The following is a 21,141-nucleotide window of genomic DNA, read 5'->3' as shown; positions in this document are numbered from 1 at the left end:
GGAGTGTGAAGACGGGGGTGTGAAGACAGGGGTGGGCGACGTCACCCCTGTCGGTGCGGGACTCTACTGTGGTGGTCCTCGTTGAATGTCGAGACGAGTGGGGCAGACGAGGCGGGCGGGGCGTCGGGGACCAGCGGAGGGCCGGGAGCGTGGGCAAGAGAAGGCGTGTGAAAGAGCGGCGTGCGCGGAAGCGGCGCCCGGTCGTACTGGGCGGGCTGGCCGCCGTGGTCGTGGGCGGCGGGGCGTTCGCCGCGTACAGCCTGTTCGGCGGCGGTGGCGCGGCCGCCGGGGACCGGTCGGCGACGGCCGCCGACGCCGAGGCCGTGAAGACCGGCCCGCTCTCGGCCACCGAGGTCCGCACGGCCGCCACCGCCTTCCTCACCGCCTGGCAGAACGGCTCCGTCCCGAAGGCCGCCGCCGCCACGGACGACGCGACGGCTGCGAAGACCGCGCTGACCGGTTTCACCAAGGACGCCCGCATCACCGACGTGACACTCGCACCGGGCAAGCGGGCGGGCGACAGGTTCACCTTCTCCGTGAAGGGCACGGTCACGTTCGAGAAGACGAGCAAGCCGATCTCGTACGACAGTGAACTGACCGTCGTACGGCGGAAGTCGGACGGCGAACCGCTGGTCGGCTGGCAGCCCTCCGTCGTCCACCCCGACCTCGGCGAGGGCGACCGCCTGGTGACCGGCGAGGCGGGCACGCCCCCGATCAAGGCCCTCGACCGCGACGGCGGCGAGCTGACGACCGCCGAGTACCCGTCCATCGGACTCGTGCTGGACGGCCTGCGGGACAAGTACGGCGAGAAGGCGGGCGGCAAGGCGGGGATCGAACTGAGGATCGTACGGAAGGAGACCTCGGAGACCTCGGAGGAATCGGGGAAATCGGAGGAGGCCGAGGAGGCTGTGGACAAGACGCTCCTGGAGCTGCGCGAGGGCACCCCGGGGACCCTGGAGACCACGCTCAGCCCGACCCTCCAGGCCGCCGCCGAGCAGCAGGTGGCCGCGAAGGAGCGGTCGTCGGTGGTCGTGATGCGTCCCTCGACCGGCGAGATCCTGGCCGTCGCGAACTCCAGCCACGGTTTCAACGCCGCCTTCCAGGGCTCCCTGGCCCCCGGTTCCACCATGAAGATCGTGTCCTCGGCGATGCTCATCGAGAAGGGCCTCGCTTCGGCGAACGAGGTCCACCCGTGCCCCAAGTTCTCGTCGTACGGCGGCTGGAAGTTCCAGAACGACGACAAGTTCGAGATCAAGGGCGGCACCTTCAAGGCGAGCTTCGCCCGCTCCTGCAACACGGCGTTCATCTCGCAGGCGGAGAAGCTCGACGACAACTCCCTCACCCTTCAGGCCCAGCAGGTCTTCGGCCTCGGCCTCGACAACTGGGCCATCGGCGTCTCGTCCTTCGACGGCTCGGTCCCGGTGCAGAGCGACGCCCCCATGGCGGCCTCCCTCATCGGCCAGGGCGGTGTGCGCATGAACCCCCTGAACATGGCCTCGGTCGTCTCCACGGCCAAGACGGGTGTCTTCAAGCAGCCCTATCTCGTGTCTCCGACGGTCGACAACCGCACCCTCGCGACCGCCTCCCGCACCATGTCCACCACCGTCCGCGACCAGCTCCGCGAACTCCTCCAGTACACCGCCGCGGCCGGTACGGCGGCGGAGGCGATGGCCGGCCTCGGCCCCGACTACGGCGCCAAGACCGGCTCCGCCGAGGTCGACAACCAGAAGGAGCCCAACGGCTGGTTCACCGCCTGGAAGGGCGACCTGGCCGCCGCCGGTGTGGTGCTGCGGGGCGGGCACGGGAGCGAGTCGGCGGGGCCGATTGTGGCTGAGTTGCTGGCGGTCGGGGGCTGAGGCCCTGGGTGGCTGAGGCTCCGGGCGGTCGGGGGCTGAGGCTCCGGGCGCTCGGCTGGGCCCCTGGGCCTGGGGCCGGTGCTGGGGTTATCGCGGGGCGGTGAAGCACTGAGGGTCGGCCCCCGCTGCGACTGACGGTCCGGAACTGGACGTCTGGCTGGGAGTGGGGCTCCCGTCCCGGTTCTCTTCTCCCGGGGAGTCGCCGTCCGAGGGAGCGAAGAAGCAGGCCTCGACCTCCCCTTCGGACACTCCGCCGATCATGGGGGTGTAGACGTATCCCTGGGCGTCGTAGCTGTCCCGTATGGACGCCTCCTGGACATCGCCCTCCGGTGATCGGATCACTATCCGGGTGCCGACATCGGCGAGCCAGATCCGGGCCCAGGAAGCGGCGCAGCCCTTGCTGTGCCGTATGTCCATCCGCACCCCGCCCGAGAAACCGCGCTCGACGACGCTGACCGGCTCGTACTCCGCATGGGTGCAGCCCTGGGACTCGGGGTCCTTCCCCGTGCAGCCTGCGCCTCGGCAACCGGGCGGGGACACCGTCCTGCGGGCCTTGTCGATGGCCTGCTCGACGGCGTTCACGCCGACCGCGACGGCCGAGCCCAGCAGCACCCCGGCGGCGATGGGCCGCCACCAGCGGCGCAGCGTCGGGTGCTCCCAAGAGGAGCCGGAGCCGCGGGTTCGGCCCGCGTCGGCAGCGGCTTCGTCGGCCGTGGCGGTGGATGTGGGCACGGGGCTGTGTGCGGTTTCCTTCCCGGGCTTCGCGGCCTGTTCCGTCCGTTCCGCCTGTCCCGTCCGTTCCGCCTCTGCCTCCCGAGCCGTGTCCGGCTCCCCGGCCGTTGCCGCGGAGGCGGGGGCCGGTCGTCTCGCCCCGTCCCGGGGCTCGGGGCCGCTGCGGGCCGCCTCCGCCCGTTCGTGCAGGGCGAGAACCCGCCCGGGCTGTTCCCGCGCGAGTTCGCACAGCTCGCGCACCAGCTCCCGCGTTGGGAGTTTGGTGCCCCTGAGGTAGCGGTGCCAGGACGACTTGCTGGCGCTCGTCCGGTGCGCGAGGGCGGTCAGGCTGAGCCCCGCACGATCGCGCAGCGCCTGCAACTCGCGGGCCAACTCAAGGCATTCCGGCGGTGGTTGGCGGGTCATCGGCGCAGCACCTTCCATGTGTGCGGCCCGACGAGTCCGTCCACGGCCAGTTCGGGCGAATCCTCCTGGAAGCGCTTGACGGCACGGGCCGTCCGGGCGTCGTACGCGCCGTCGATGTCGCCCACCGGGTAGCCGTGCTGTTCCAGCAGGCACTGGGCCTCCACCACGTCCCAGCTCGCCTTGATCTGGAACAGGACGGCGTCCTGGGTCTGGCTGTGGCCGGCGTAGAGCGTGCCGTTCCGGCGGTGGATCGTGCACCCGTACGTGCGGCCCGGCTCAAGGACGAAGCCGTCACCGGTCTCGTCGTCCCCGCCCCAGGCGTGCAGGGCCGGGATGAGCCCGGCGGCGGTCAGCGCCGCCGTCAGCAGGGTGATCGTGAGGCTCTGCCGAAACGGAAGGGCACGGTCTCGCGAGGAGCGACGCTCTGCTGCCACTCCGCCCTCCTCACCGGCCCCCTCCGCACGATCCCCTTCCCCTTCCCCTTCCCTATCCCCTTCCCCGTCCCTCGCTTCGTCCTCCCCGTGGTCAGCCGGCTCCGTGGGGGACGGGGCGCCCCGGGACCAGGTCTCCTCGGCGAGCGAGTGCATGGCCAGCAGTCGATGGACATCACCGCCCGCGAGGAGTGCCAACTCCTTCACGGCCTCTCGCGGCGGGAGCTTCTTGCCGTTCAGATAGCGCTCCCACGAAGACCTGCTGTACGTCGTACGCCGTTCCAGGGCGGCGAGGCTGAGCCCGCATCGGTCCTTGAGTGAACGGAGCTGCGCGACGAGTTGCCGTCCTTGGGGATCGAGTGTGCCGGGCAATGCTTTCCAAGCCGCCATGACTGAGTCGAGGTTCCCTTCTTCCGGTCTCTCCGATTCTGCCGCGCCACACAGGGCATTCCACGCTCCACAATGCGCGAAATGCCCCACAGCTCCCTTCGCCGAACCGGCGCCCGCGCGTAGGACACGCAGCTGTCGAACGGCGGTTCCGGTGGGCCGATGTTCCGTCCCAGGATCTCCCGGCAACTCCGGGCGCCACCCCCGTATGTGACATCCCAGCAGGTCAGAGCTTGGGACATCTCAGGAGTACCCGTCTCCACCGCAGGGTGTGGCGACACGACGGATCACCCCGCAATGGTTGTCACACCGCGGCGCCTTCCTCCTTGGCGGCGCCGCGCCGGACCACATCATCTTCACCTCATGAACACACCTGAACGGGGCCCCACATGTCCGTACGCACCTCCGCGACCCTGCTCGCGGCCACCGCCGCCCTCGTCGGCGGCGCCCTGACCGTCGCCCCGGGCGCGCTCGCGGCCCCGGCCGCCGACACCTGCCGGGGCGTCAGCACGGTCGGCCTGTACTGCGGTTACCACACCGGGACCAAGTGGGCCGAGCGGGGCAGCACCGGCGCCCACGTCAAGGAGATCCAGGCGCTCATCAACGAGACCACCGTCCACCCGAAGACGAGCGGCAAGCGCCTGGCCGTGGACGGCGTCTTCGGACCGGCCACGGAGTCCGCCGTGAAGTGGTTCCAGTGGTACTACATCGGCGAATCGGCCTCCGACGGGATCGTCGGCCCGCAGACCTGGCAGGAACTGCGCTACGGCAAGCGCTGATCCGCCCAGTTCCGCCGTTTCCCGCGCGCTCTCCGCGCTCTGCGTGCTTTCCGCACTCTCCGCATCTCCCGAGGAGCACCTCTCATCGTGATCACCCGTACCCACCTGGCCGCCGTCGCCGCCGCCACCGCCGGACTGACCCTCGCTCTCGTGCAGCCGGCCGCTGCCGCGCAGGCCGCAACCGCCGACAAGTCCCGTACCGGCACCGTCACCTCCACCCTCACCGCCGCCGCGGCGGAGTACCGGTGCGCCATCACCAAGAGCGGCGGCTACTGGTACGCCGGCTGGTACAGCGGAATGACCGCCGTACCCTCCGCCAACACCGTGACCTCCGCGGGCATCGAGGCGCAGTGCCTGCTCAAGGACGCCGGTTTCTACACGGGCTCCATCGACGGCTACTTCGGTCCGCTCTCCCAGGACGCCATGAAGCGCTACCAGCGCCTGATCAACCAGCAGCACGGCGCCGGGCTCGTCGTGGACGGCTGGCCGGGACCGAAGTCCTGGCCCTGGCTGCGCCGCTGAAACCTGAACCTGCGAGAAGAGCACGGAATCTGCGACAAAAAAGAGAAACACGGAAGGAAAACAACGTGAAGTTCCGCAAAGCCCTCGCGGGCGCCTCGGCCGTACTGGCCCTGACCGGAGGCATGGTCACCCTCCAGTCGACCGTCGGCGCCCAGAACGCCCACGCCGACAGCACCTGCTGGTACTACACGGGGAACACGGCCGTGATCAGCAAGGGCAGCACGGGCAACACCGTCAAGGAGGCCCAGTGCCTCCTCAACAGCTACAACACCTGGCACGGCCGTCCGGCCATCGCGGTCGACGGCATCTTCGGAAACGAAACCCACAACGCGGTGGTCGCCTTCCAGAAGCGCATGCGCATCGCGATCGACGGCATCGTGGGCCCCCAGACCTGGCGCAAACTCCGCACCCCGGGCTCCTGACCCGAAGTGCTGCTCACGAGGGGAGGGGGCGTCTGCCCTGCCCCTCCCCTCGCTGGTGCTCATGCGGACCGGGCGGCCGGTTGAACCCGTCAGGTCGGCAGCCGCCAACTCGGTCCGTCCGGATGCCTCAGCCAGACGGTCTGGTCCAGGTCCGTGACGGTCATCCCGAACGTTGTCTGGTCGGGTGCGCCCGCCTGCTGCCATGTCAGCAGTGCGTCTTCGACTTGATCCCACAGGTTCAGTGGTCCGTTCTGGTGGACTGTCCAGCCGCTTCCGCCGGATTCGGTCCAGGCCTGCGAGCCGGTGGCTGTGTCGAGGAGGATCACGTCATCGCCCGTGCGCATCAACTCGGCTGAGGGTGCGGCGAGTTGTGCCACGAAGTGCCCGGTCCACTGGTCGAGCAGGGCGGGACTCACCCGGGTGGGGCGGGTCTTGCCCGGGTGCGGGAAGAAGCTGGGGTGGGGAGGTCGCTCGTGGGGACGGGCGAGCATGTACGAGACGGGGTCCCCGGTGAAGCGTCCGTGTGCGATTCCCTCGTCGTCGAGGGTGAGGCGGATCATGCCGGAGGCGAGCATCCAGCCGCTGACGGTGGTGGTGATGCTGCCGCCGTCGCGGAGCTGGAACAGCCATGAGGGCGGGATGCTGCGTACGGAGCAGGTGGCGATGACCGCGTCGTACTCGGCGCCTTCCCGGTGGCCTTGGAGGCCGTCGCCTGTGACGAGGTTCGGGCAGTACCCCGCGGTGCGGAGGCGGTCGGCGGCGAGGGCTGCGAGGCGCTCGTCGTACTCGATGGAGTAGACGTTCTTGTCGCCCAGGCGGTGGGACAGGAGCGCGGTGGAGTAGCCGGTTCCGGTACCGATCTCCAGCACCTTGTCGCCGTCCTGGAGTCCGGCGATCTCGATCGTCCTCATGACGAGGGAGGGCAAGGTGCTTGAGGAGGTCGGGCGGCCTGCGCGCGGGCCTTGGGAATCGGTGGCGTCGATGCCGTCGACCTGCGTGACCCAGGTGGTGTCGGCGTAGACCAGGCGCAGCCACTCGTCCTCGCCGAGATCTGCGCGGTGTACGGGTTCCCACTGCGTCCCCTGCGGCCGGTAGAACGTCGTGCCGAGGAAGAATTCACGGGGAACCTGCTCGACAGCGGCTCGCCATGCGGGGTCTGTCAGCCGGCCTCGGGCGGCGAGCGTGTCGGCGAGGTTTCGGCGGAGGGCGGCGGTGTTGGTCATGGGGCGTCCCGGCGGGGGTGCTGGAGCTGGTCGGCGATGGCTGCTGTGATCCGGCTCGTGATGGGGTCGGGGAACCAGGCGTACTGCCCGTTCGGATTGCACTCGTACCACCACCAGCGGCCGTCCGGACCGAGTCCGAAGTCGAACGCGCCGTAGGCGAGGCCGAAGGCGTCCAGGTAGGTCCGTACGCCCTTGGCGACGTCGGGCGGGGTGTCGATCAGGGTGTAGGTGAGGTCGTCGTAGTGGCGGCGCCAGTCCAGGCCCGGCGAGCCGTCGATGCGTACGGGCAACAGACGGTCGCCGACGGCGGTGAGACGGATGTCGGCCGTCTTGTTCACGCGCTGCTGGAACAGGTGCATGGTCTGCGCGACGCCGGCCCCGGCTCCGGTCCTGGTTCCGAGGACATGGGGCTCTACTTCCTCTACCCACACCGTTAGCCCGCGCCCGTCGTGGTCGGCGTAGTCGGTGTTGCGCAGTGGCTTGTAGACCACCGGCCCGTACTCGCGCGCGAACCGGCGGGCCCGTTCCGGATCGTTGGTGACGAGTGTCGGAGGTACGTGCAGACCGCTCCGGGCAGCAGCGGCGAGCTGCGCGGGCTTGTACTCCGCATCCCGGTTGCGCCAGGGGTGGTTGACGTAGTGCGCGCCCGGCAGAGCGGCGAGAAGGCCGCCCAGCCCATACCGGGCTTGGTCCACACACCAGCGGGCGTCCTGGCCCTCCACCCCCTCGGGAGCGCCGTACGGGCTGGGGCGGCGCCAGTACACCGAGCGCACTTGGTCGAGACCCACCACCCGGGTTGTGGTCCGCACATCACCGACGAGGCCGACATTGCTTTCCACGAGCCCGGCAACGGTTACGGCAGCCGGGAAGTCGCCCGGGTCGAGTCGCACGACCGGGACCGACCGGCGGTTCAGCTCCTCGATGACTCCGTCGGCGGTCGCATCGTCGAGCCGGGTGACGACAAGGACGGGTGACGAGATCAATCGCTGTCCCCTTGCTGGTCCTCGCCCTCGTCAGGGTTCCCGTCCAGGCTGGTCCTGGCCTTCGTCTCCTTCGACGTCTCGGACCTCTTGTGGCGGTCCAACTCGGGGATGCCCACCCCGTCCGGCCCCACCCATCGCCCGGTCTGCGTCTCCGGGTCCAGCTCCACCGTGGCCGGCCCCAGAACCACGGCGTCCGGGAACGGCCGCATCCGGGTCAGGCCGAACGGTACGGCGGTGGGTTCGCTCACCAGGTCCTCCTCGTTGCCGTCGGTCTTGCTCGGCATAACTCCTCCTTTTCGGATGGGCGGTTGAGCCTGCGGGGGCTTTCCCGGGCGGAGCGGAAGCTCAGAGGCGTTCCCCGCCAAGGTTCTCCAGATGCCCGAGGAGGCAGGCGACCGAGCGTGCCAGGCGCTGGGCGTGGGCCACCTGGGCGGGCAACGTCGGGCCCGCTTCGAGGCTCAGGCGGGTGCGGGCCTCGGTGAGCCCGGCGTGGGCACCGAGCCTGGCCGTGTCGTCCTCGGCCAGCCCGAGACCGGCCTTCTCCACCTCGGGGATCAGCAGCATCAGATGGCCCCAGTACAGCAGGACCAGGTCGTTCAGCTCCTCGGCGATGGGCAGTTCGGAGTTCTCGTCGAGGAGACGGGCCGTGGTGGCGAGCATCGTCTCGGTGTCGACTGGGAGGGAGGCGTTCACCGTCACGGGCGCTCACCCCGGGAGCGGGCGTTGGCCGCAGCCACGCCCACGCTGAGCGCCTCGGTGAGGGGCACGGGCCGGAGCCTGTCCTGGTGGGCGTCCCATTCGCGTCCACCGTCGACCGGTCGCAACTGCACGTTAGGGCCGACGAAGCCCATGACCCTGCCGATCGTCTGCCGTTGGGTGTCCTCGACGGTGTCGCCGAGACAGGGCGTGTACTGCGTTGTCACCGGCCCTCCTCCACACACGCGCACAGCTGCCGGCTGCACTCCTCTGGCGGTGGCACGTACGCACGCACAAGAGAATTGATGCTGGCGTCGTCCGCGTTGGTGGGCGGTTCAGCGGGCGGCCACAGGTGAAGCGCTTCGTGTCGCCGCGACTGTTGGAGGGCCACGGACCAGCGCTCCGGTGCAGGGCGAAGCGCTTGCCGGGATGACTCCGGTACGGCTGTCGGAGCCTCATCGCCCTGGCCACCCATGGCGGACCTTCGCCCGAGCAGTAGCGCTCTCACCCAATTGAGTAGCTGTGATACAAGGTGCACTGTCGATCTCCTTGTCAGATCGGCCGCGCCCCGGGGCCGTGCCGGCGGTCGCCGGGGTCTGCCGGTAGGTGGATGTGTTCGTCTCGGACGTACTTCGGCCGTGGCCGGTGGTGCCTCAGGCTGTGCGGAGGCTCAGGTGATGCTTACCGGGGCGCCCGCTGCTGCGATGTCGCGTCGGCAGCCACACGTGACGATCTGCAACACGCGGTTGCTGTCGTCGGCCATCAGGTGTCCGGCCTCAGGCATCCCCGATCCCATCTGCTGGTCCTTGCTCGTGGAACAGATGGTGGGGGTAGGCAAGGCCCACAAGTACCCCAGTAAGGGGTAGTCGGCGCTTCGTTCAGGTGGCCGCGCACCACTCCGCAAAGGTCGTGAGGCTCTCCGATTCGGCGCGCTTCAACCGGCGTAGCGTGGCGGCGTCCTCACGGACCCATGGGTGCTCGCGGGTGTGCTGTGGGGCAATCCGGCGCGCGATCCTCAGAGAGTCGAAGGCGTGGTCTGCGAGCCCCGACCACAACTGGGCGCGGGCCAGCTCGATGTAGAAGCCTGAGCGCCGCTCGGCCGGCAGATCGGCAGGCGGCTTCCACTCGTGGGCGAGTGTGAGGGCACGTCCGACGTGATTGTCTCCGAGGCTGACCGCGACGGACACCTCGTGGATGCGGACGGAGTCGGGCCCGAACGCGGTACCGCAGTAGACGTCCTCGGGTACCTGGTCCGCGAGGGCGCGAGCCTCGTCGAGGTGGGTTTCGGCGGCAGTGGCGTCACGTGCCCGGCCGGCGATGACCGCGGCCCGCATGTGCAGAGCACCCCTGGCCGCTGTCTCAGGTGCCGCATTGGGAGCAGGTGCGGCGTCGAGGGCCTGTTCCAGGGCACGAAGACCGGCGGCATGGGCGCGAGCCGCGAAGAACGTCTCCGTCCGTACGTAGGCAACGGCGGCGGTGAGCAGTGGGTCTCCGGTCTCGGGGACGGCCCACCGCATGAGCTCGACCAGGCGTGCGGACAGGTCGCGGGCACCGAACTTGTAGGCGACAGCGTCCGCCGAGCGATAGGCCCTGACCAGGAGTTCAGCCAGTACGGGCTGCTCGTGGGCAGGGGCTGTGTGGTAGGCGCGTGCCAGTTCGGTGAGCAGATCGGGAAGCTCACGGGCTATGCGTGTGTACTGAGCGGCGAGGCGCCAGCGGACAGCGTCGGCCACCGCTGCGCGAAGTTCGTGGAGGGAGCGGACCGGGCCGTCTTCCGGGATGTCGTAGGCGGCAAGTGCGGCGGACAGCGCGGGTAGCGCCTCATGGACGGCGGTATGCGCGGGGTTACGGTCGGTGCGGAGCATGGTCGGGTCGACGCCGAGGGCGGCCGCGATGGCTTCGAGGGTGGCATCGGTGACGCCGCGCTCACCGCGCTCGATCTTGCGGACGGTGCCGAGAGCGACGCGGGCCGCGTCGGCGAGTTGCTGCTGCGTCATCTTCGGGCGGCCGACGCTGCGGTAGTAGGCGATACGCCTGCCTACCCCGCCGTGAGCGGGCAGTGCGGACATACGGGCTCCAGTTCGGTGCGTCTGCTCCGGACGGTACCCGTACCGAGGCACAGCGTGTATGCGAACGGCCCAGCCGGTCCTCGGCGACTTCGAAGGGCCGCCGCGTTGGCGTCAGCCCGCGATGATCGACGTGAGCTGGGTGAGGCTGTCGACCCGCCAGTCCGCTGCCGCCGCTACCTCCGGGGCGTCCGCCCACAGGTGTCCCCATGGGCCACGCCGGATATGCGCCGCCCGCAGCCCGGCCGCCTTCGCGGGGAAGACGTCGTTGGCCGGATGGTCGCCGACGTACACCGTCTCGCTGGGCGCGGCCTGCGCCACCTCCAGTACCCGCTCAAAGAACTCCGGCTGCGGCTTGGCCACACCCCATTCGCCCGACGTCACGATCAGGTCCGCGGGCAGGTCCAGGTCGCGGAGCAGTTCGCCCGCGCGTGAGGTCTGGTTCCCGGCGACGACGACGCGGATACCGAGCTTGCGCAGCGCGGCCAGGGTTGGGCGGACGTCGTCGTAGAGATCTGTCTCGTCGAGCATCTCGCCACGGCCTGCGGCCTCTCGTGCCCGGTACTCGGCGGCGAGGTCGACGCCAGGTCTGGCGAGGCGCACGGCATCGGCGTTGTCCCGGCCCTGAGCGACGACGGCGCCGACGAGGGCAGAGAGGGTGTGACGGGGGATGCCGAGCCAGTCGGCCCAGGAAGTCCAGTAGCGGTCGTCGTGGGTGATGGTCTCGCCGATGTCGAGGACGATGGTCGCAATCATCCCGGGAAGCCTACGGCTTCATGGCAAGCAGTCCGCTGACGGTTCTTCCCGCAGAGCCAGACTCAGAGTCCGTGGCAGACATCCTCCGGCGAACCGACGAACGCCCTCAACCGAACCGGACCGACCGCTTCGCCATCCCATCCGAACCCGTCGGTCACCGTCCAGCAGAGCGTCCACGTCGCCCGCGTCCGGGGCCGACGGCACGGTCTGCAGCCCGCTTGACTTCATCTTCCCGGCTACACCCACGTATCCAGACACATCCGCGCCCGCCAACCGTCGGGATGGCCGTGCCCGTGTGCAGCGGCCAGAAGTAGATGAACTGAACAACTTCTGTTGAAGGCTACGGGGGAGGGGCCTGGGCTGCCTGCGATGTGGCAGCCTGGGCCCGGGCTACCGCCCGCGTCTGGGTTACATCAGAGCGGCGGAGTACGAACAAAGAAGCCAAAGCCAGAACGCTTGGCCCCGAGAGCACAGAAGCGAGGCCCACGTGCCCTTCCATGCCGACGATGACAGCCCCCACGAGCATGCCGGCGCTTAGTAGGAAACCGGCGATCAGGCCCGTGATCAATAGCGCGTGGGACCTGCTGGCGGACTTCTCCCGGTCTGAAGGCGGAGGCTCTCGAGCTCCAGTTGTTGGAGGGCCGCCTGCTGGGCCATGCGTAGCTCGTGTTCGCGCCGCAGTTGAGGTTCGAGCGCTTTGAGAGCCACCTGCAAGTGTTCGGCGGGCAGCTCTGCCCATTGCATGGCGATTTCTAGGCCGGTGTGTTCATGCTGCGGGGTGTCTGATGCTTCTCGCGTCATCGCGCTGTTCCCCCGCCGCCGCCTGCTACCGATTGCCGTTGGTTGAGTCCTGGGGGTGGAGGCCCGAGAGCTTTGAACAATTCATCGAACCCGTGAGAGAGGTGCCGTACTGCGGCGCCAGTGTCCTGATTTTCGCTGAGTTCCAGCAGGTCAGCGGCCGGAAGCTGTGGAAGGATCCGCTCTACAAGTCGGAGGAACATCCCGGTATCGCGAAGAAGATCGTCAGCATCGCGCTGGCTCGCGGCCCCTGCGATCCCGGCCTCCGCGCGCGCTCTGCGACGGGCGCCAGCCGCAAACAGGGCGCTCCACTCAGCCAGTTCTGGGGCGATTTCAGGGAGTACCTCCCATGCGGACCGGATTCGCGGTCGCCCTTGGCCCGGGGAGGGCTCGGGGCGTCCGCGTGCGGCGAGCACAGCCGCTGCAGCCCGCAAGGCTGCCAGATGGGCTGTGGCATAGCGCTCATTGGGGTCCGCACGGGTGGCGGCCTCATCGAGGCCAGCGCGGGCTTGAGCCAGCAGATCAAGTGCCGCAGGCGGAGTAGTGGCTCGACCGATGAACCGAGGCTTCTCGACTGCTTGGCGATTCTGCCTGTCGTGCCGATGCGCAGGCGGAGTTCGACGGCTGACTAGCTCCCAACGTGACTGCAGCGCTGAGAGGGTGCCGGTCACGACATCTTCGGCGGCCAACCATGCGGTGTCATCGACCGAGCGGAGGGCCTGTCGATAGGCATCCTTGAGGAGTTCTTCGGGAGGTTGCTCCCAGGGGGTCCACTGGCGCATCGCGCGCCACATGCGTACGTCGTGGACGAGCCGCACCCCTCCGTATACGGACAGTGCCGCGAGTACCGCGACGAAGGGTCCTACTGCCCACCCCATCCCCTCACCCCCCAGAGAGTTGGTAGACACGGTATCAACGTGATCGACACACGACAGCAGCATCATGCGGTTTTGGGTCCTCTGTGGGCCGTTTCTTTGCAGGTCAGGCGCTACCGCGCTGTGGATTCAACGGGGGAGTGTAAAGGTGCCGTCGCCGTGAGCCGGGGCCGTCTCCGGGCCGTCCGAGGGCGACCCGCGACGACCATCAACGACCAACGATGACCACGACGACTGAGCGTTCGTCGTGGTCATCGCGATGATTCTGCTCAGCTAGACCCACGTATCCAGCCACATCCGCGCCCGCCAGTCGTCGATCGGGATCGCTGTGCCCGTGTGCAGGGGCCAGAAGTAGATGAAGTTCCAGGCGATGAGGAGTACGAGGACGCCCGCGCCCGCCGCGCCGACCACTCGGCGGCGTTCCGTTGAGCCGGGTGGGCCCAGGATCGCGCCGATCATCATCGCCACGGCCAGGCACAGGAACGGGAGGAAGACGATGGCGTAGAAGAAGAAGATCGTGCGCTCCTGGTACATGAACCAGGGGAGGTACCCGGCGGCGATGCCGCAGGCGATGGCGCCGGCGCGCCAGTCGCGGCGGAAGAGCCAGCGCCAGAGGACGTAGAGGAGGGCGAAGGCGGCGGCCCACCAGAGGAGGGGGGTGCCGATGGCGAGGACTTCGCGGGCGCATTTTTCGGCGGTGTCGGGGGGGCAGCCGTCCTTGCCGGGGGAGGGGGACTCGTAGAAGTACGAGACCGGGCGGCCCACGACGATCCAGCTCCAGGGGTTGGACTCGTAGTTGTGGGGGGACGACAGGCCGACGTGGAACTTGTAGACCTCGTGCTCGTAGTGCCACAGACTGCGCAGCCAGTCGGGCAGGAAGGTCCAGCTGCCGCCCCGGCCGGCGGTGGCGGCCCAGTTGCGGAAGTAGCCGCCGGTGCCGTCGTCGGGGGAGAGGATCCAGCCGGTCCAGGAGGCGAGGTAGGTGACGAGGGCGACCGGGACGGTGGCGATGAAGGCGAGGCCCGTGTCGCGCTTGAGGACCGTGGCGTACGGGCGCCGGGCGCCGGCCATCTTGCGGGAACCGGCGTCCCAGAGGACCGCCATCAGGCAGAACGCGGCCAGGACGTAGAGGCCGTTCCACTTGGTTCCGATGGCCAGGCCGAGGCAGAGACCGGCGAGCCAGCGCCACGGGCGCCGGCCCAGGCCGGTCGTCTCGGCGATCTTCGCGTTCGGGCGTACGACGCCGTCCGCGTCCGGCGGGAGGGCCGCGGCCAGGCGTTCGCGGGCCTTGTCGCGGTCGATGACGAGACAGCAGAAGGCGGCCAGGATGAAGAACATCAGCACCTGGTCGAGCAGGGCCGTGCGGCTCATCACGAAGTGGAGCCCGTCGACCGCCATCAGCGCGCCCGCGAGGCAGCCGAGGAACGTCGAGCGGAACAGGCGGCGGCCGATGCGGCAGAGCATGAGGACGGAGAGCGTGCCGAGGAGCGCCGTCATGAAGCGCCAGCCGAACGGGGTGAAACCGAACAGCCACTCGCCCAGACCGATCACGTACTTGCCGACCGGCGGGTGGACGACGTACGAGGCGTCCGTCGGGATCGGCACGTCGCCGTTGTTCTTGAGGATCAGGTCGTTGGCGTCCTTGGCCCAGTTGACCTCGTACCCGCGGTGGATGAGGGCCCAGGCGTCCTTGGCGTAATACGTCTCGTCGAATATCACCCGCTTCGGGCTGCCCAGGTTCCAGAACCGCATCAGCCCGGCGACCAGCGTCACGAGCAGCGGCCCGCCCCACGCCGACCAGCGCGTCAGTCGTACGGCAAGCTCTTCGCGCAGCCCGAGCGCAGCCCAGATGCGCGGGCTGGGTCGGGTGTACGGGGGCACCAGCCGGTCGCGGACATCGCTTCTCGGCCGTGCCGTGTATCCGAACCGGCGCAGCCGCTGCTGCCACGACGGCCGCTGTTCTTCGGTGGCCTGGCTCTGCCGGGTGTCCGTCTCGGACGCGGTACTCGTCACCGCGCCATCGTAGGGAACTGCTCTGTGGGAGTCCCGTGGATGGGTACTGCGAGGATGGAAACGTGACAGGAATCCTTGTTTTGGCAGGCACACCCATCGGTGACATCGCGGACGCGCCGCCCCGGCTCGCCGACGAGCTGACCGGCGCCGATGTCATCGCCGCCGAGGACACGCGGCGGCTCCGCCGGCTCACCCAGGCGCTCGGCGTCCAGCCCGGGGGGCGGGTCGTGTCGTACTTCGAGGGGAACGAGGCCGCGCGTACGCCTGAGCTGGTGGAGGCGTTGGTGGGGGGTGCGCGTGTGGTGTTGGTTACGGATGCGGGGATGCCGTCGGTTTCCGATCCGGGGTATCGGCTGGTCGCGGCGGCGGTGGAGCAGGGGGTTCGGGTGACGGCCGTTCCGGGGCCGTCAGCTGTCCTTACGGCTTTGGCGTTGTCCGGGTTGCCTGTCGACCGGTTCTGTTTTGAGGGGTTTCTGCCCCGTAAGGCGGGGGAGCGGTTGTCGCGGCTGCGGGAGGTGGCCGAGGAGCGGCGGACGCTTGTGTACTTCGAGGCCCCGCATCGGGTCGATGACACGTTGGCTGCGATGGCCGAGGTGTTCGGGGCGGAGCGGCGGGCCGCCGTGTGCCGTGAGTTGACCAAGACGTACGAGGAGGTCAAGCGGGGGGCTCTGGGGGAGCTTGCCGAGTGGGCCGGGGAGGGCGTGCGGGGGGAGATCACGGTGGTGGTCGAGGGGGCTCCGGAGAAGGCGGTCGGGGAGTTGGACGCGGGGGAGTTGGTGCGGAGGGTTCGGGTGCGGGAGGAGGCGGGGGAGCGGAGGAAGGAGGCGATCGCGGGGGTGGCTGCCGAGGTGGGGGTGGCCAAGCGGGTGGTGTTTGATGCGGTGGTTGCGGCCAAGAATGCGGAGCGCTCCGCGTAGGGGCGGGATTGGGTTCGCCCCCGCCGCCCCTACCCGTCCCATCCCCAGGGGCTGCCGCCCCTTCGACCCCGCCGGGCAGGGGGTGGGTGGTGTGTGTTGTTGGTGGGTGCGGGTTGTGTGTGGCTGGTCGCGCCCACGCGGCGGAGCCGCACATCGATACAGCCCCGCGCCCCTCTAGGGGTGCGGCTCTCCCCCATGCGTCGGTAAAGGCGTGGCGCCACATGGCAAAGGCCAGGCCTTGAGGCAGGCGAGTTGCCACAAGCGGAAGCCAAATCGGGTTCAACAGTCGGCAGGTCTCGTGCTTTCGCGTGGGGGGAGGCGTCCACTGGTCGGAGGGGGCGTACCCGTCCCCGTGATCAGCGGACAAGAGGAGCCGGCATGAGTGAGCCTGCCGAGCAGACCGGCCACCGGGCCACCGCCACGGCCGTCGTTCACGAGTCGTATTCGTTCGCCTGTATGCGCTGTGGACACGGCTGGGAGCAGTCGTACGAGATCGAGCACCACACCGACGCCGAGGGGCGCGAGTTCGTGATGTACGTGGCCGACGGCCAGGTCGTGCCGTCGCCGCTGAGCCGGCCGACCTGCCAGAACTGCGACGGCCATGTCGTACGGATCATGCGGCCGGGCCGGGTGTCGGCGGCGCGCGACTCGATGCCGCGGCAGCGGTCCCGTCCGGCCTCCGGGCACGGTGAGGAGACGGCGACCGAGGAACACCAGGAACAACACCAGGAACGCCAGGGACACCGGGGACACCACCACTGGCACCTCTCCGATCTGCTGCACCCGTTCCACCGCAAGGCGAGCTGACGGCCTACCGCCCGGCCGGGGGCATGCCGCCGCTCCGTAGGATCAGGGCATGCCCTCGAACGCCGACAAGAGCGCCGCGCCCCCGCTCCCCGAACCCCTCCGCATCCCCGTCGCCGACTCGCACACCCACCTCGACATGCAGTCCGGCACGGTGGAGGAGGGCCTCGCCAAGGCCGCGTCGGTCGGGGTGACGACGGTCGTGCAGGTCGGGTGTGACGTCAACGGCTCCCGTTGGGCCGCCGACACCGCGGCGGCGTACGAGAACATCCACGCGGCCGTCGCGCTCCACCCCAACGAGGCGCCGCGGATCGTGCACGGGGACCCGGACGGCTGGTCGCGGCAGGGGGTGCGGGAGCCGGGCGGGGACGCGGGCCTCGACTCCGCCCTCGCCGAGATCGACCGGCTCGCCGCCCTCGCGCACGTGAAGGCGGTCGGCGAGACCGGGCTCGACTACTTCCGCACCGGGCCGGAGGGCAAGGAGGCACAGGAGCGGTCCTTCCGGGCGCACATCGAGATCGCCAAGCGGCACGGCAAGGCCCTGGTCATCCACGACCGCGACGCCCACGCCGACGTGCTGCGGGTGTTGAAGGAGGAGGGCGCGCCCGAGCGGACCGTCTTCCACTGCTACTCCGGCGACGCGGAGATGGCCGAAGTGTGCGCCGCGCACGGCTACTTCATGTCCTTCGCCGGGAACGTCACCTTCAAGAACGCCCAGCCGCTCCGCGACGCCCTCGCCGTGGCCCCGCTGGACCTCGTCCTCGTGGAGACCGACGCGCCCTTCCTCACCCCGGCGCCGTACCGCGGACGGCCCAACGCCCCGTATCTCATTCCGGTCACGGTCCGCGCGATGGCCGCCGTGCGGGGCATCGACGAGGACGCGCTGGCGACGGCCATCGCGACGAACACCGCCCGCGCGTTCGATTACTGAGGGATCACGGCTTCGGAACACTCTCAGAGCCGTCCGAGGGATTGACACGACCGAGTACTGGCCCGTGTCGCGACACTGCGTAATCGCGTTGCTTTGGAGGGTGACGGTCGTTCCATTAAGTTCTCGTCGCCCGATCCGGACCCTTTGGAGCGCTGGAGCGCTGGAGCGTGTCGTCGTGAGCACATCGCAGTACGGGACGTATGGACCTGCCTCTCCACAGTCGTACGACGACGGCCCTGACCGTCACCAACCCCACAGCAGCGCCGAGACCCTCCCCTATGGTGTCCCCGAGGACACCTACCGGCCCGCCTACGAGACCCGCCCACTGGAGCCCCGTACCCCCGGCCGCGCCGGTCGCCGTCGCCGTACCCCCGACCGCCCCAACCCCTTCCACACCCCCTTCCGCCGCCTCGTGCCGCAGGCCCTGGTCGTGGCGTTCCTCGCGGGCGGGACCTCCGCCTTCGTGGCCAAGGACAAGGCGATCCAGCTGACCGTCGAGGGCAAGGCGCGCACGCTGCACACCTTCGCGGACGACGTGACCGAGCTGCTCGCCGACGAGGGCGTCGACGTGGGCGCGCACGACGTCGTGGCGCCCGCGCCCGGCACCGAGCTGGCCAGCGGCGACGAGGTCGCCGTCCGGTACGGGCGCCCCGTGCGGCTCACCCTCGACGGGCAGCGGCGCCAGGTGTGGACGACCGCACGCACGGTGGAGGGGGCGCTCAAGCAGCTCGGGGTGCGCGCGGAGGGGGCGTACGTGTCGGCCTCGCGCTCCCGGCGGATCGGGCGGGAGGGGCTCGCGCTGGACGTCCGCACCGAACGCACCGTCACGATCATGGCGGACGGGCGGACGCGGACGATCCGTACGAACGCGGCGACGGTCGGGGAAGCCGTCAAGGAGGCCGGGATCACCCTGCACGGGCAGGACAGGACGTCCGTCCCGCAGGACAGCTTCCCGCGCGACAGCCAGACGGTCACCGTCCTGCGGATCACCGACACCAAGGAGATCCGCGAGGAGTCGATCCCCTTCGACGTCCAGCGGACCGACGACCCCTCCCTCTTCCGGGGCACCGAGGTCGTCGAGCGCGCCGGACGCCCGGGTGTCCGCCGGACCACGTACTCCGTCCGTACGGTCAACGGCGTCAAGCGGAAGCCCCGGAAGACCAAGTCGGAGGTCGTCCGCGAGCCCCGGACCCAGGTGGTGAAGGTCGGCACCAAGCCCCGGCCGCCCTCCGTCCAGGGCGCCGACCACCTCAACTGGTCCGGACTCGCCGCCTGCGAATCCGGCGGCCGCCCCAACGCCGTGGACCCCTCGGGCACCTACGGCGGCCTCTACCAGTTCGACCCCCAGACCTGGCAACGCCTCGGCGGCCGAGGCCGCCCCCAGGACGCCCCGGCCTCCGAACAGACCTTCCGCGCGAAGAAGCTGTACGTGCAGCGGGGCGCGAGTCCGTGGCCGCACTGCGGGGCGAGGCTGCACGGATAAGCGGGGGCGCGCCCCGAAAGGGGCGCGGGGCCGTGGCAATGTGCGGCTCCGCCGCGTGGGCGCGACCAGCCACATCGAACCCGCAGCCGTCACACACCCCACCACCCCATGGCGCTTAGGCTTACTCCGTGAACAGCCCCAACCCCGACGCCCTACTGAGCCCCGCCGACATCCGCAAGCTGGCGGCAGCCTTGGGCGTACGGCCCACCAAACAACGCGGCCAGAACTTCGTGATCGACGCCAACACCGTACGGCGAATCGTGCGCACCGCGGAGGTCCGGCCCGACGACGTGGTCGTGGAGGTGGGACCGGGCCTCGGATCGCTCACGCTGGGCCTGCTGGAGGTCGCGGACCGGGTCACCGCCGTCGAGATCGACGACGTCCTCGCGGCGGCCCTCCCGGCGACCGTCGCCGCCCGCATGCCCGAGCGCGCGGAGCGCTTCGCGCTCGTCCACGCCGACGCCATGCACGTACGGGAACTGCCGGGGCCGGCACCCACCGCGCTGGTCGCCAACCTCCCCTACAACGTGGCCGTCCCGGTGCTCCTGCACATGCTTGACACGTTCCCCGGCATCGAGCGGACCCTCGTCATGGTGCAGGCCGAGGTCGCCGACCGGCTGGCTGCCGCGCCCGGGTCGAAGGTGTACGGGGTGCCGTCCGTGAAGGCCAACTGGTACGCCGAGGTCAAGCGGGCGGGATCGATCGGGCGCAACGTCTTCTGGCCCGCGCCGAACGTCGACAGCGGGCTGGTCGCGCTGGTGCGGCGGGCCGAGCCCCTGAAGACCAGCGCTTCCAAGGCCGAGGTCTTCGCCGTCGTCGACGCCGCCTTCGCCCAGCGGCGTAAGACCCTGCGGGCCGCCCTCGCCGGGTGGGCGGGTTCGGCGGCCGCGGCGGAGGCGGCGCTGGTGGCGGCCGGGGTCTCACCGCAGGCGCGCGGGGAGTCCCTGACCGTCGAGGAGTTCGCCCGGATCGCCGAGAACCGGATCGCTGAAAACCGGGTCGTCGAGAACCGGATCGCCGAGAACCAGGTCGACGGAGCCCGGACCGCGGAGAACGAGGAGCCGTCGTGAGTGTGACCGTACGCGTCCCCGCCAAGGTCAACGTGCAGCTCGCGGTGGGCGCCGCCCGCCCCGACGGCTTCCACGACCTGGCGAACGTGTTTCTGGCCGTCGGCCTGTACGACGAGGTCACGGCGGCCCCGGCCGACGAGCTGCGGGTCACCTGTGAGGGGCCGGAGGCCGGCCAAGTCCCCCTGGACCGTACGAACCTGGCCGCCCGCGCCGCCCTCGCGCTCGCCGAGCGGTACGGCATCGGCGACCCCGCCGTCCACCTCCACATCGCCAAGGACATCCCTGTCGCGGGCGGTATGGCGGGCGGCAGCGCGGACGGCGCGGGCGCCCTCCTCGCCTGCGACGCGCTGTGGGGTACGGGCGCCTCCCGTGAGGAACTGCTGGACATCTGCGCCGAGTTGGGCAGCGACGTGCCGTTCAGCCTGGTGGGCGGGGCCGCTCTGGGCACCGGGCGCGGTGAGAAGCTGGAGGCCCTGGAGGTCGGCGGGACCTTCCACTGGGTCTTCGCGATGGCCGGCCGTGGGCTGTCGACCCCGGCCGTCTTCCGGGAGTTCGACCGGCTCGGCGAGGGTACGGACATCCCCGATCCCGTCGCGTCCGAGGAACTCCTCGACGCCCTGGCCGAGGGAGACCCCGACGCGCTCGCCGCCGCGGTCTCCAACGACCTCCAGCCCGCCGCGCTCTCCCTCTTCCCCGAACTCGCCGACACCTTGGCCACGGGCCGCGCCGCGGGTGCCCTCGCCGCGCTCGTCTCCGGCTCGGGCCCGACCACGGCGTTCCTCGCACGGGACGCGGAGTCCGCGGGGAAGGTGGCGGAGGTGCTGCGGGCCTCCGGGACCTGCCGGACGGTGCGTACGGCGTCGGGCCCGGCGGCGGGCGCCGTGATCCTCGGCGACCGCAACTAAACATTCTTCGCCCGATCTTCACACAAATTACTGCGAAGGTAGTACGGAAGTGGCGCGTGTGACGACTAGCCTCCCTTGACGATTCAA

At 70.0% G+C, this 21,141-nt stretch carries 20 protein-coding genes and 1 pseudogene; 10 read left to right on the top strand and 11 right to left on the bottom strand.

The window, feature by feature from the left end:
- Positions 1 to 149 precede the first annotated feature (149 nt).
- Complete coding sequence (locus tag ACWD3C_RS23305) at positions 150 to 1,856, top strand: penicillin-binding transpeptidase domain-containing protein (protein ID WP_451146838.1); 1,707 nt, start codon at positions 150 to 152, stop codon at positions 1,854 to 1,856.
- A gap of 87 nt (positions 1,857 to 1,943) precedes the next feature.
- On the opposite strand, the gene ACWD3C_RS23300 is transcribed toward ACWD3C_RS23305, so the two are convergent.
- Together ACWD3C_RS23300 and ACWD3C_RS23295 are read right to left on the bottom strand one after the other, a co-directional pair.
- Positions 1,944 to 2,993 (bottom strand): helix-turn-helix domain-containing protein, encoded by a 1,050-nt coding sequence (locus ACWD3C_RS23300; RefSeq protein ID WP_451146836.1) that lies wholly within the window; start codon positions 2,991 to 2,993, stop codon positions 1,944 to 1,946.
- On the bottom strand, positions 2,990 to 3,814 hold the full coding sequence (locus ACWD3C_RS23295) for a peptidoglycan-binding protein (protein ID WP_451146834.1): 825 nt from the start codon (positions 3,812 to 3,814) through the stop codon (positions 2,990 to 2,992). Before ACWD3C_RS23295 ends, ACWD3C_RS23300 begins: the two co-directional genes overlap by 4 nt.
- A 386-nt stretch (positions 3,815 to 4,200) precedes the next feature.
- Here ACWD3C_RS23295 and ACWD3C_RS23290 point away from each other — a divergent pair, with 386 nt between their 5' ends.
- The 3 genes from ACWD3C_RS23290 to ACWD3C_RS23280 all read left to right on the top strand — a co-directional run bounded on the left by ACWD3C_RS23290 (position 4,201) and on the right by ACWD3C_RS23280 (position 5,534).
- A complete protein-coding gene (locus tag ACWD3C_RS23290) occupies positions 4,201 to 4,590 on the top strand; it encodes a peptidoglycan-binding domain-containing protein (protein ID WP_451146832.1) in 390 nt (129 codons plus the stop codon).
- Between the two features lie 87 nt (positions 4,591 to 4,677).
- On the top strand, positions 4,678 to 5,112 hold the full coding sequence (locus tag ACWD3C_RS23285; protein ID WP_451146830.1) for a peptidoglycan-binding domain-containing protein: 435 nt from the start codon (positions 4,678 to 4,680) through the stop codon (positions 5,110 to 5,112).
- 65 nt (positions 5,113 to 5,177) lie between these two features.
- Complete coding sequence (locus tag ACWD3C_RS23280) at positions 5,178 to 5,534, top strand: peptidoglycan-binding domain-containing protein (RefSeq protein ID WP_451146828.1); 357 nt, start codon at positions 5,178 to 5,180, stop codon at positions 5,532 to 5,534.
- Positions 5,535 to 5,623: 89 nt separating this feature from the next.
- Here the strand turns inward: ACWD3C_RS23280 and tgmC are convergent, their stop codons facing one another.
- The 9 genes and pseudogenes from tgmC to ACWD3C_RS23235 all read right to left on the bottom strand — a co-directional run bounded on the left by tgmC (position 5,624) and on the right by ACWD3C_RS23235 (position 14,944).
- The gene (gene tgmC / locus ACWD3C_RS23275) at positions 5,624 to 6,757 is read right to left on the bottom strand and encodes an ATP-grasp peptide maturase system methyltransferase (RefSeq protein WP_451146826.1); all 1,134 of its coding nucleotides are present in this window, start codon (positions 6,755 to 6,757) and stop codon (positions 5,624 to 5,626) included.
- Positions 6,754 to 7,740, bottom strand: coding sequence for an ATP-grasp ribosomal peptide maturase (gene tgmB, locus ACWD3C_RS23270; RefSeq protein ID WP_451146824.1), 987 nt, complete (start codon positions 7,738 to 7,740; stop codon positions 6,754 to 6,756). Before tgmB ends, tgmC begins: the two co-directional genes overlap by 4 nt.
- The gene (gene tgmA, locus ACWD3C_RS23265; protein ID WP_451146822.1) at positions 7,737 to 8,024 is read right to left on the bottom strand and encodes a putative ATP-grasp-modified RiPP; all 288 of its coding nucleotides are present in this window, start codon (positions 8,022 to 8,024) and stop codon (positions 7,737 to 7,739) included. The genes tgmB and tgmA overlap by 4 nt, the downstream gene beginning before the upstream one ends.
- Positions 8,025 to 8,085: 61 nt before the next feature.
- Positions 8,086 to 8,439, bottom strand: a complete 354-nt coding sequence (locus tag ACWD3C_RS23260; RefSeq protein ID WP_451146820.1) for a DUF6415 family natural product biosynthesis protein — start codon at positions 8,437 to 8,439, stop codon at positions 8,086 to 8,088.
- Positions 8,436 to 8,663, bottom strand: coding sequence for a hypothetical protein (locus ACWD3C_RS23255; protein ID WP_451146818.1), 228 nt, complete (start codon positions 8,661 to 8,663; stop codon positions 8,436 to 8,438). Before ACWD3C_RS23255 ends, ACWD3C_RS23260 begins: the two co-directional genes overlap by 4 nt.
- Before the next feature lie 651 nt (positions 8,664 to 9,314).
- The gene (locus ACWD3C_RS23250; protein ID WP_451146816.1) at positions 9,315 to 10,505 is read right to left on the bottom strand and encodes a helix-turn-helix domain-containing protein; all 1,191 of its coding nucleotides are present in this window, start codon (positions 10,503 to 10,505) and stop codon (positions 9,315 to 9,317) included.
- 111 nt (positions 10,506 to 10,616) lie between these two features.
- The gene (locus ACWD3C_RS23245; RefSeq protein ID WP_451146814.1) at positions 10,617 to 11,258 is read right to left on the bottom strand and encodes an HAD family hydrolase; all 642 of its coding nucleotides are present in this window, start codon (positions 11,256 to 11,258) and stop codon (positions 10,617 to 10,619) included.
- Positions 11,259 to 12,217: 959 nt separating this feature from the next.
- Positions 12,218 to 12,727 (bottom strand): annotated as a pseudogene (locus ACWD3C_RS23240) (SAV_6107 family HEPN domain-containing protein); the annotation flags it as partial.
- Between the two features lie 477 nt (positions 12,728 to 13,204).
- Positions 13,205 to 14,944 (bottom strand): dolichyl-phosphate-mannose--protein mannosyltransferase, encoded by a 1,740-nt coding sequence (locus tag ACWD3C_RS23235; protein WP_451146813.1) that lies wholly within the window; start codon positions 14,942 to 14,944, stop codon positions 13,205 to 13,207.
- Between the two features lie 62 nt (positions 14,945 to 15,006).
- Here ACWD3C_RS23235 and rsmI point away from each other — a divergent pair, with 62 nt between their 5' ends.
- The 6 genes from rsmI to ACWD3C_RS23205 all read left to right on the top strand — a co-directional run bounded on the left by rsmI (position 15,007) and on the right by ACWD3C_RS23205 (position 21,054).
- Entirely contained in the window at positions 15,007 to 15,861 is an 855-nt protein-coding gene (gene rsmI / locus ACWD3C_RS23230; protein ID WP_451146811.1) for a 16S rRNA (cytidine(1402)-2'-O)-methyltransferase, read from the top strand.
- A gap of 378 nt (positions 15,862 to 16,239) precedes the next feature.
- Entirely contained in the window at positions 16,240 to 16,668 is a 429-nt protein-coding gene (locus ACWD3C_RS23225; protein WP_451146809.1) for a hypothetical protein, read from the top strand.
- Positions 16,669 to 16,717: 49 nt separating this feature from the next.
- A complete protein-coding gene (locus ACWD3C_RS23220; protein ID WP_451146807.1) occupies positions 16,718 to 17,596 on the top strand; it encodes a TatD family hydrolase in 879 nt (292 codons plus the stop codon).
- A 175-nt stretch (positions 17,597 to 17,771) separates the two neighbouring features.
- Positions 17,772 to 19,079, top strand: coding sequence for a ubiquitin-like domain-containing protein (locus ACWD3C_RS23215; RefSeq protein ID WP_451146805.1), 1,308 nt, complete (start codon positions 17,772 to 17,774; stop codon positions 19,077 to 19,079).
- Between the two features lie 128 nt (positions 19,080 to 19,207).
- Positions 19,208 to 20,149: a 16S rRNA (adenine(1518)-N(6)/adenine(1519)-N(6))-dimethyltransferase RsmA gene (gene rsmA / locus ACWD3C_RS23210; RefSeq protein ID WP_451146803.1), complete on the top strand. Its 942-nt coding sequence runs from the start codon at positions 19,208 to 19,210 to the stop codon at positions 20,147 to 20,149.
- Positions 20,146 to 21,054, top strand: a complete 909-nt coding sequence (locus ACWD3C_RS23205) for a 4-(cytidine 5'-diphospho)-2-C-methyl-D-erythritol kinase (protein WP_451146801.1) — start codon at positions 20,146 to 20,148, stop codon at positions 21,052 to 21,054. Before rsmA ends, ACWD3C_RS23205 begins: the two co-directional genes overlap by 4 nt.
- The last annotated feature ends 87 nt before the right edge of the window (positions 21,055 to 21,141 follow it).

Source organism: Streptomyces sp. NPDC002845 (assembly GCF_053591955.1).
The sequence above is the reverse complement of the archived record's forward strand: the minus strand, read 5'-3'. Positions and strand labels throughout refer to the sequence as shown.

Excerpts from the sequence above, each read along its gene's own strand:
- ACWD3C_RS23220 (WP_451146807.1), top strand. The coding sequence starts at position 16,718 with ATGCCCTCGAACGCCGACAAGAGCGCCGCGCCCCCGCTCCCCGAACCC.
- ACWD3C_RS23225 (WP_451146809.1), top strand. The coding sequence starts at position 16,240 with ATGAGTGAGCCTGCCGAGCAGACCGGCCACCGGGCCACCGCCACGGCC.
- tgmA (WP_451146822.1), bottom strand. The coding sequence starts at position 8,024 with ATGCCGAGCAAGACCGACGGCAACGAGGAGGACCTGGTGAGCGAACCC.
- tgmC (WP_451146826.1), bottom strand. The coding sequence starts at position 6,757 with ATGACCAACACCGCCGCCCTCCGCCGAAACCTCGCCGACACGCTCGCC.
- ACWD3C_RS23290 (WP_451146832.1), top strand. The coding sequence starts at position 4,201 with ATGTCCGTACGCACCTCCGCGACCCTGCTCGCGGCCACCGCCGCCCTC.
- ACWD3C_RS23245 (WP_451146814.1), bottom strand. The coding sequence starts at position 11,258 with ATGATTGCGACCATCGTCCTCGACATCGGCGAGACCATCACCCACGAC.
- ACWD3C_RS23295 (WP_451146834.1), bottom strand. The coding sequence starts at position 3,814 with ATGGCGGCTTGGAAAGCATTGCCCGGCACACTCGATCCCCAAGGACGG.
- ACWD3C_RS23300 (WP_451146836.1), bottom strand. The coding sequence starts at position 2,993 with ATGACCCGCCAACCACCGCCGGAATGCCTTGAGTTGGCCCGCGAGTTG.
- ACWD3C_RS23250 (WP_451146816.1), bottom strand. The coding sequence starts at position 10,505 with ATGTCCGCACTGCCCGCTCACGGCGGGGTAGGCAGGCGTATCGCCTAC.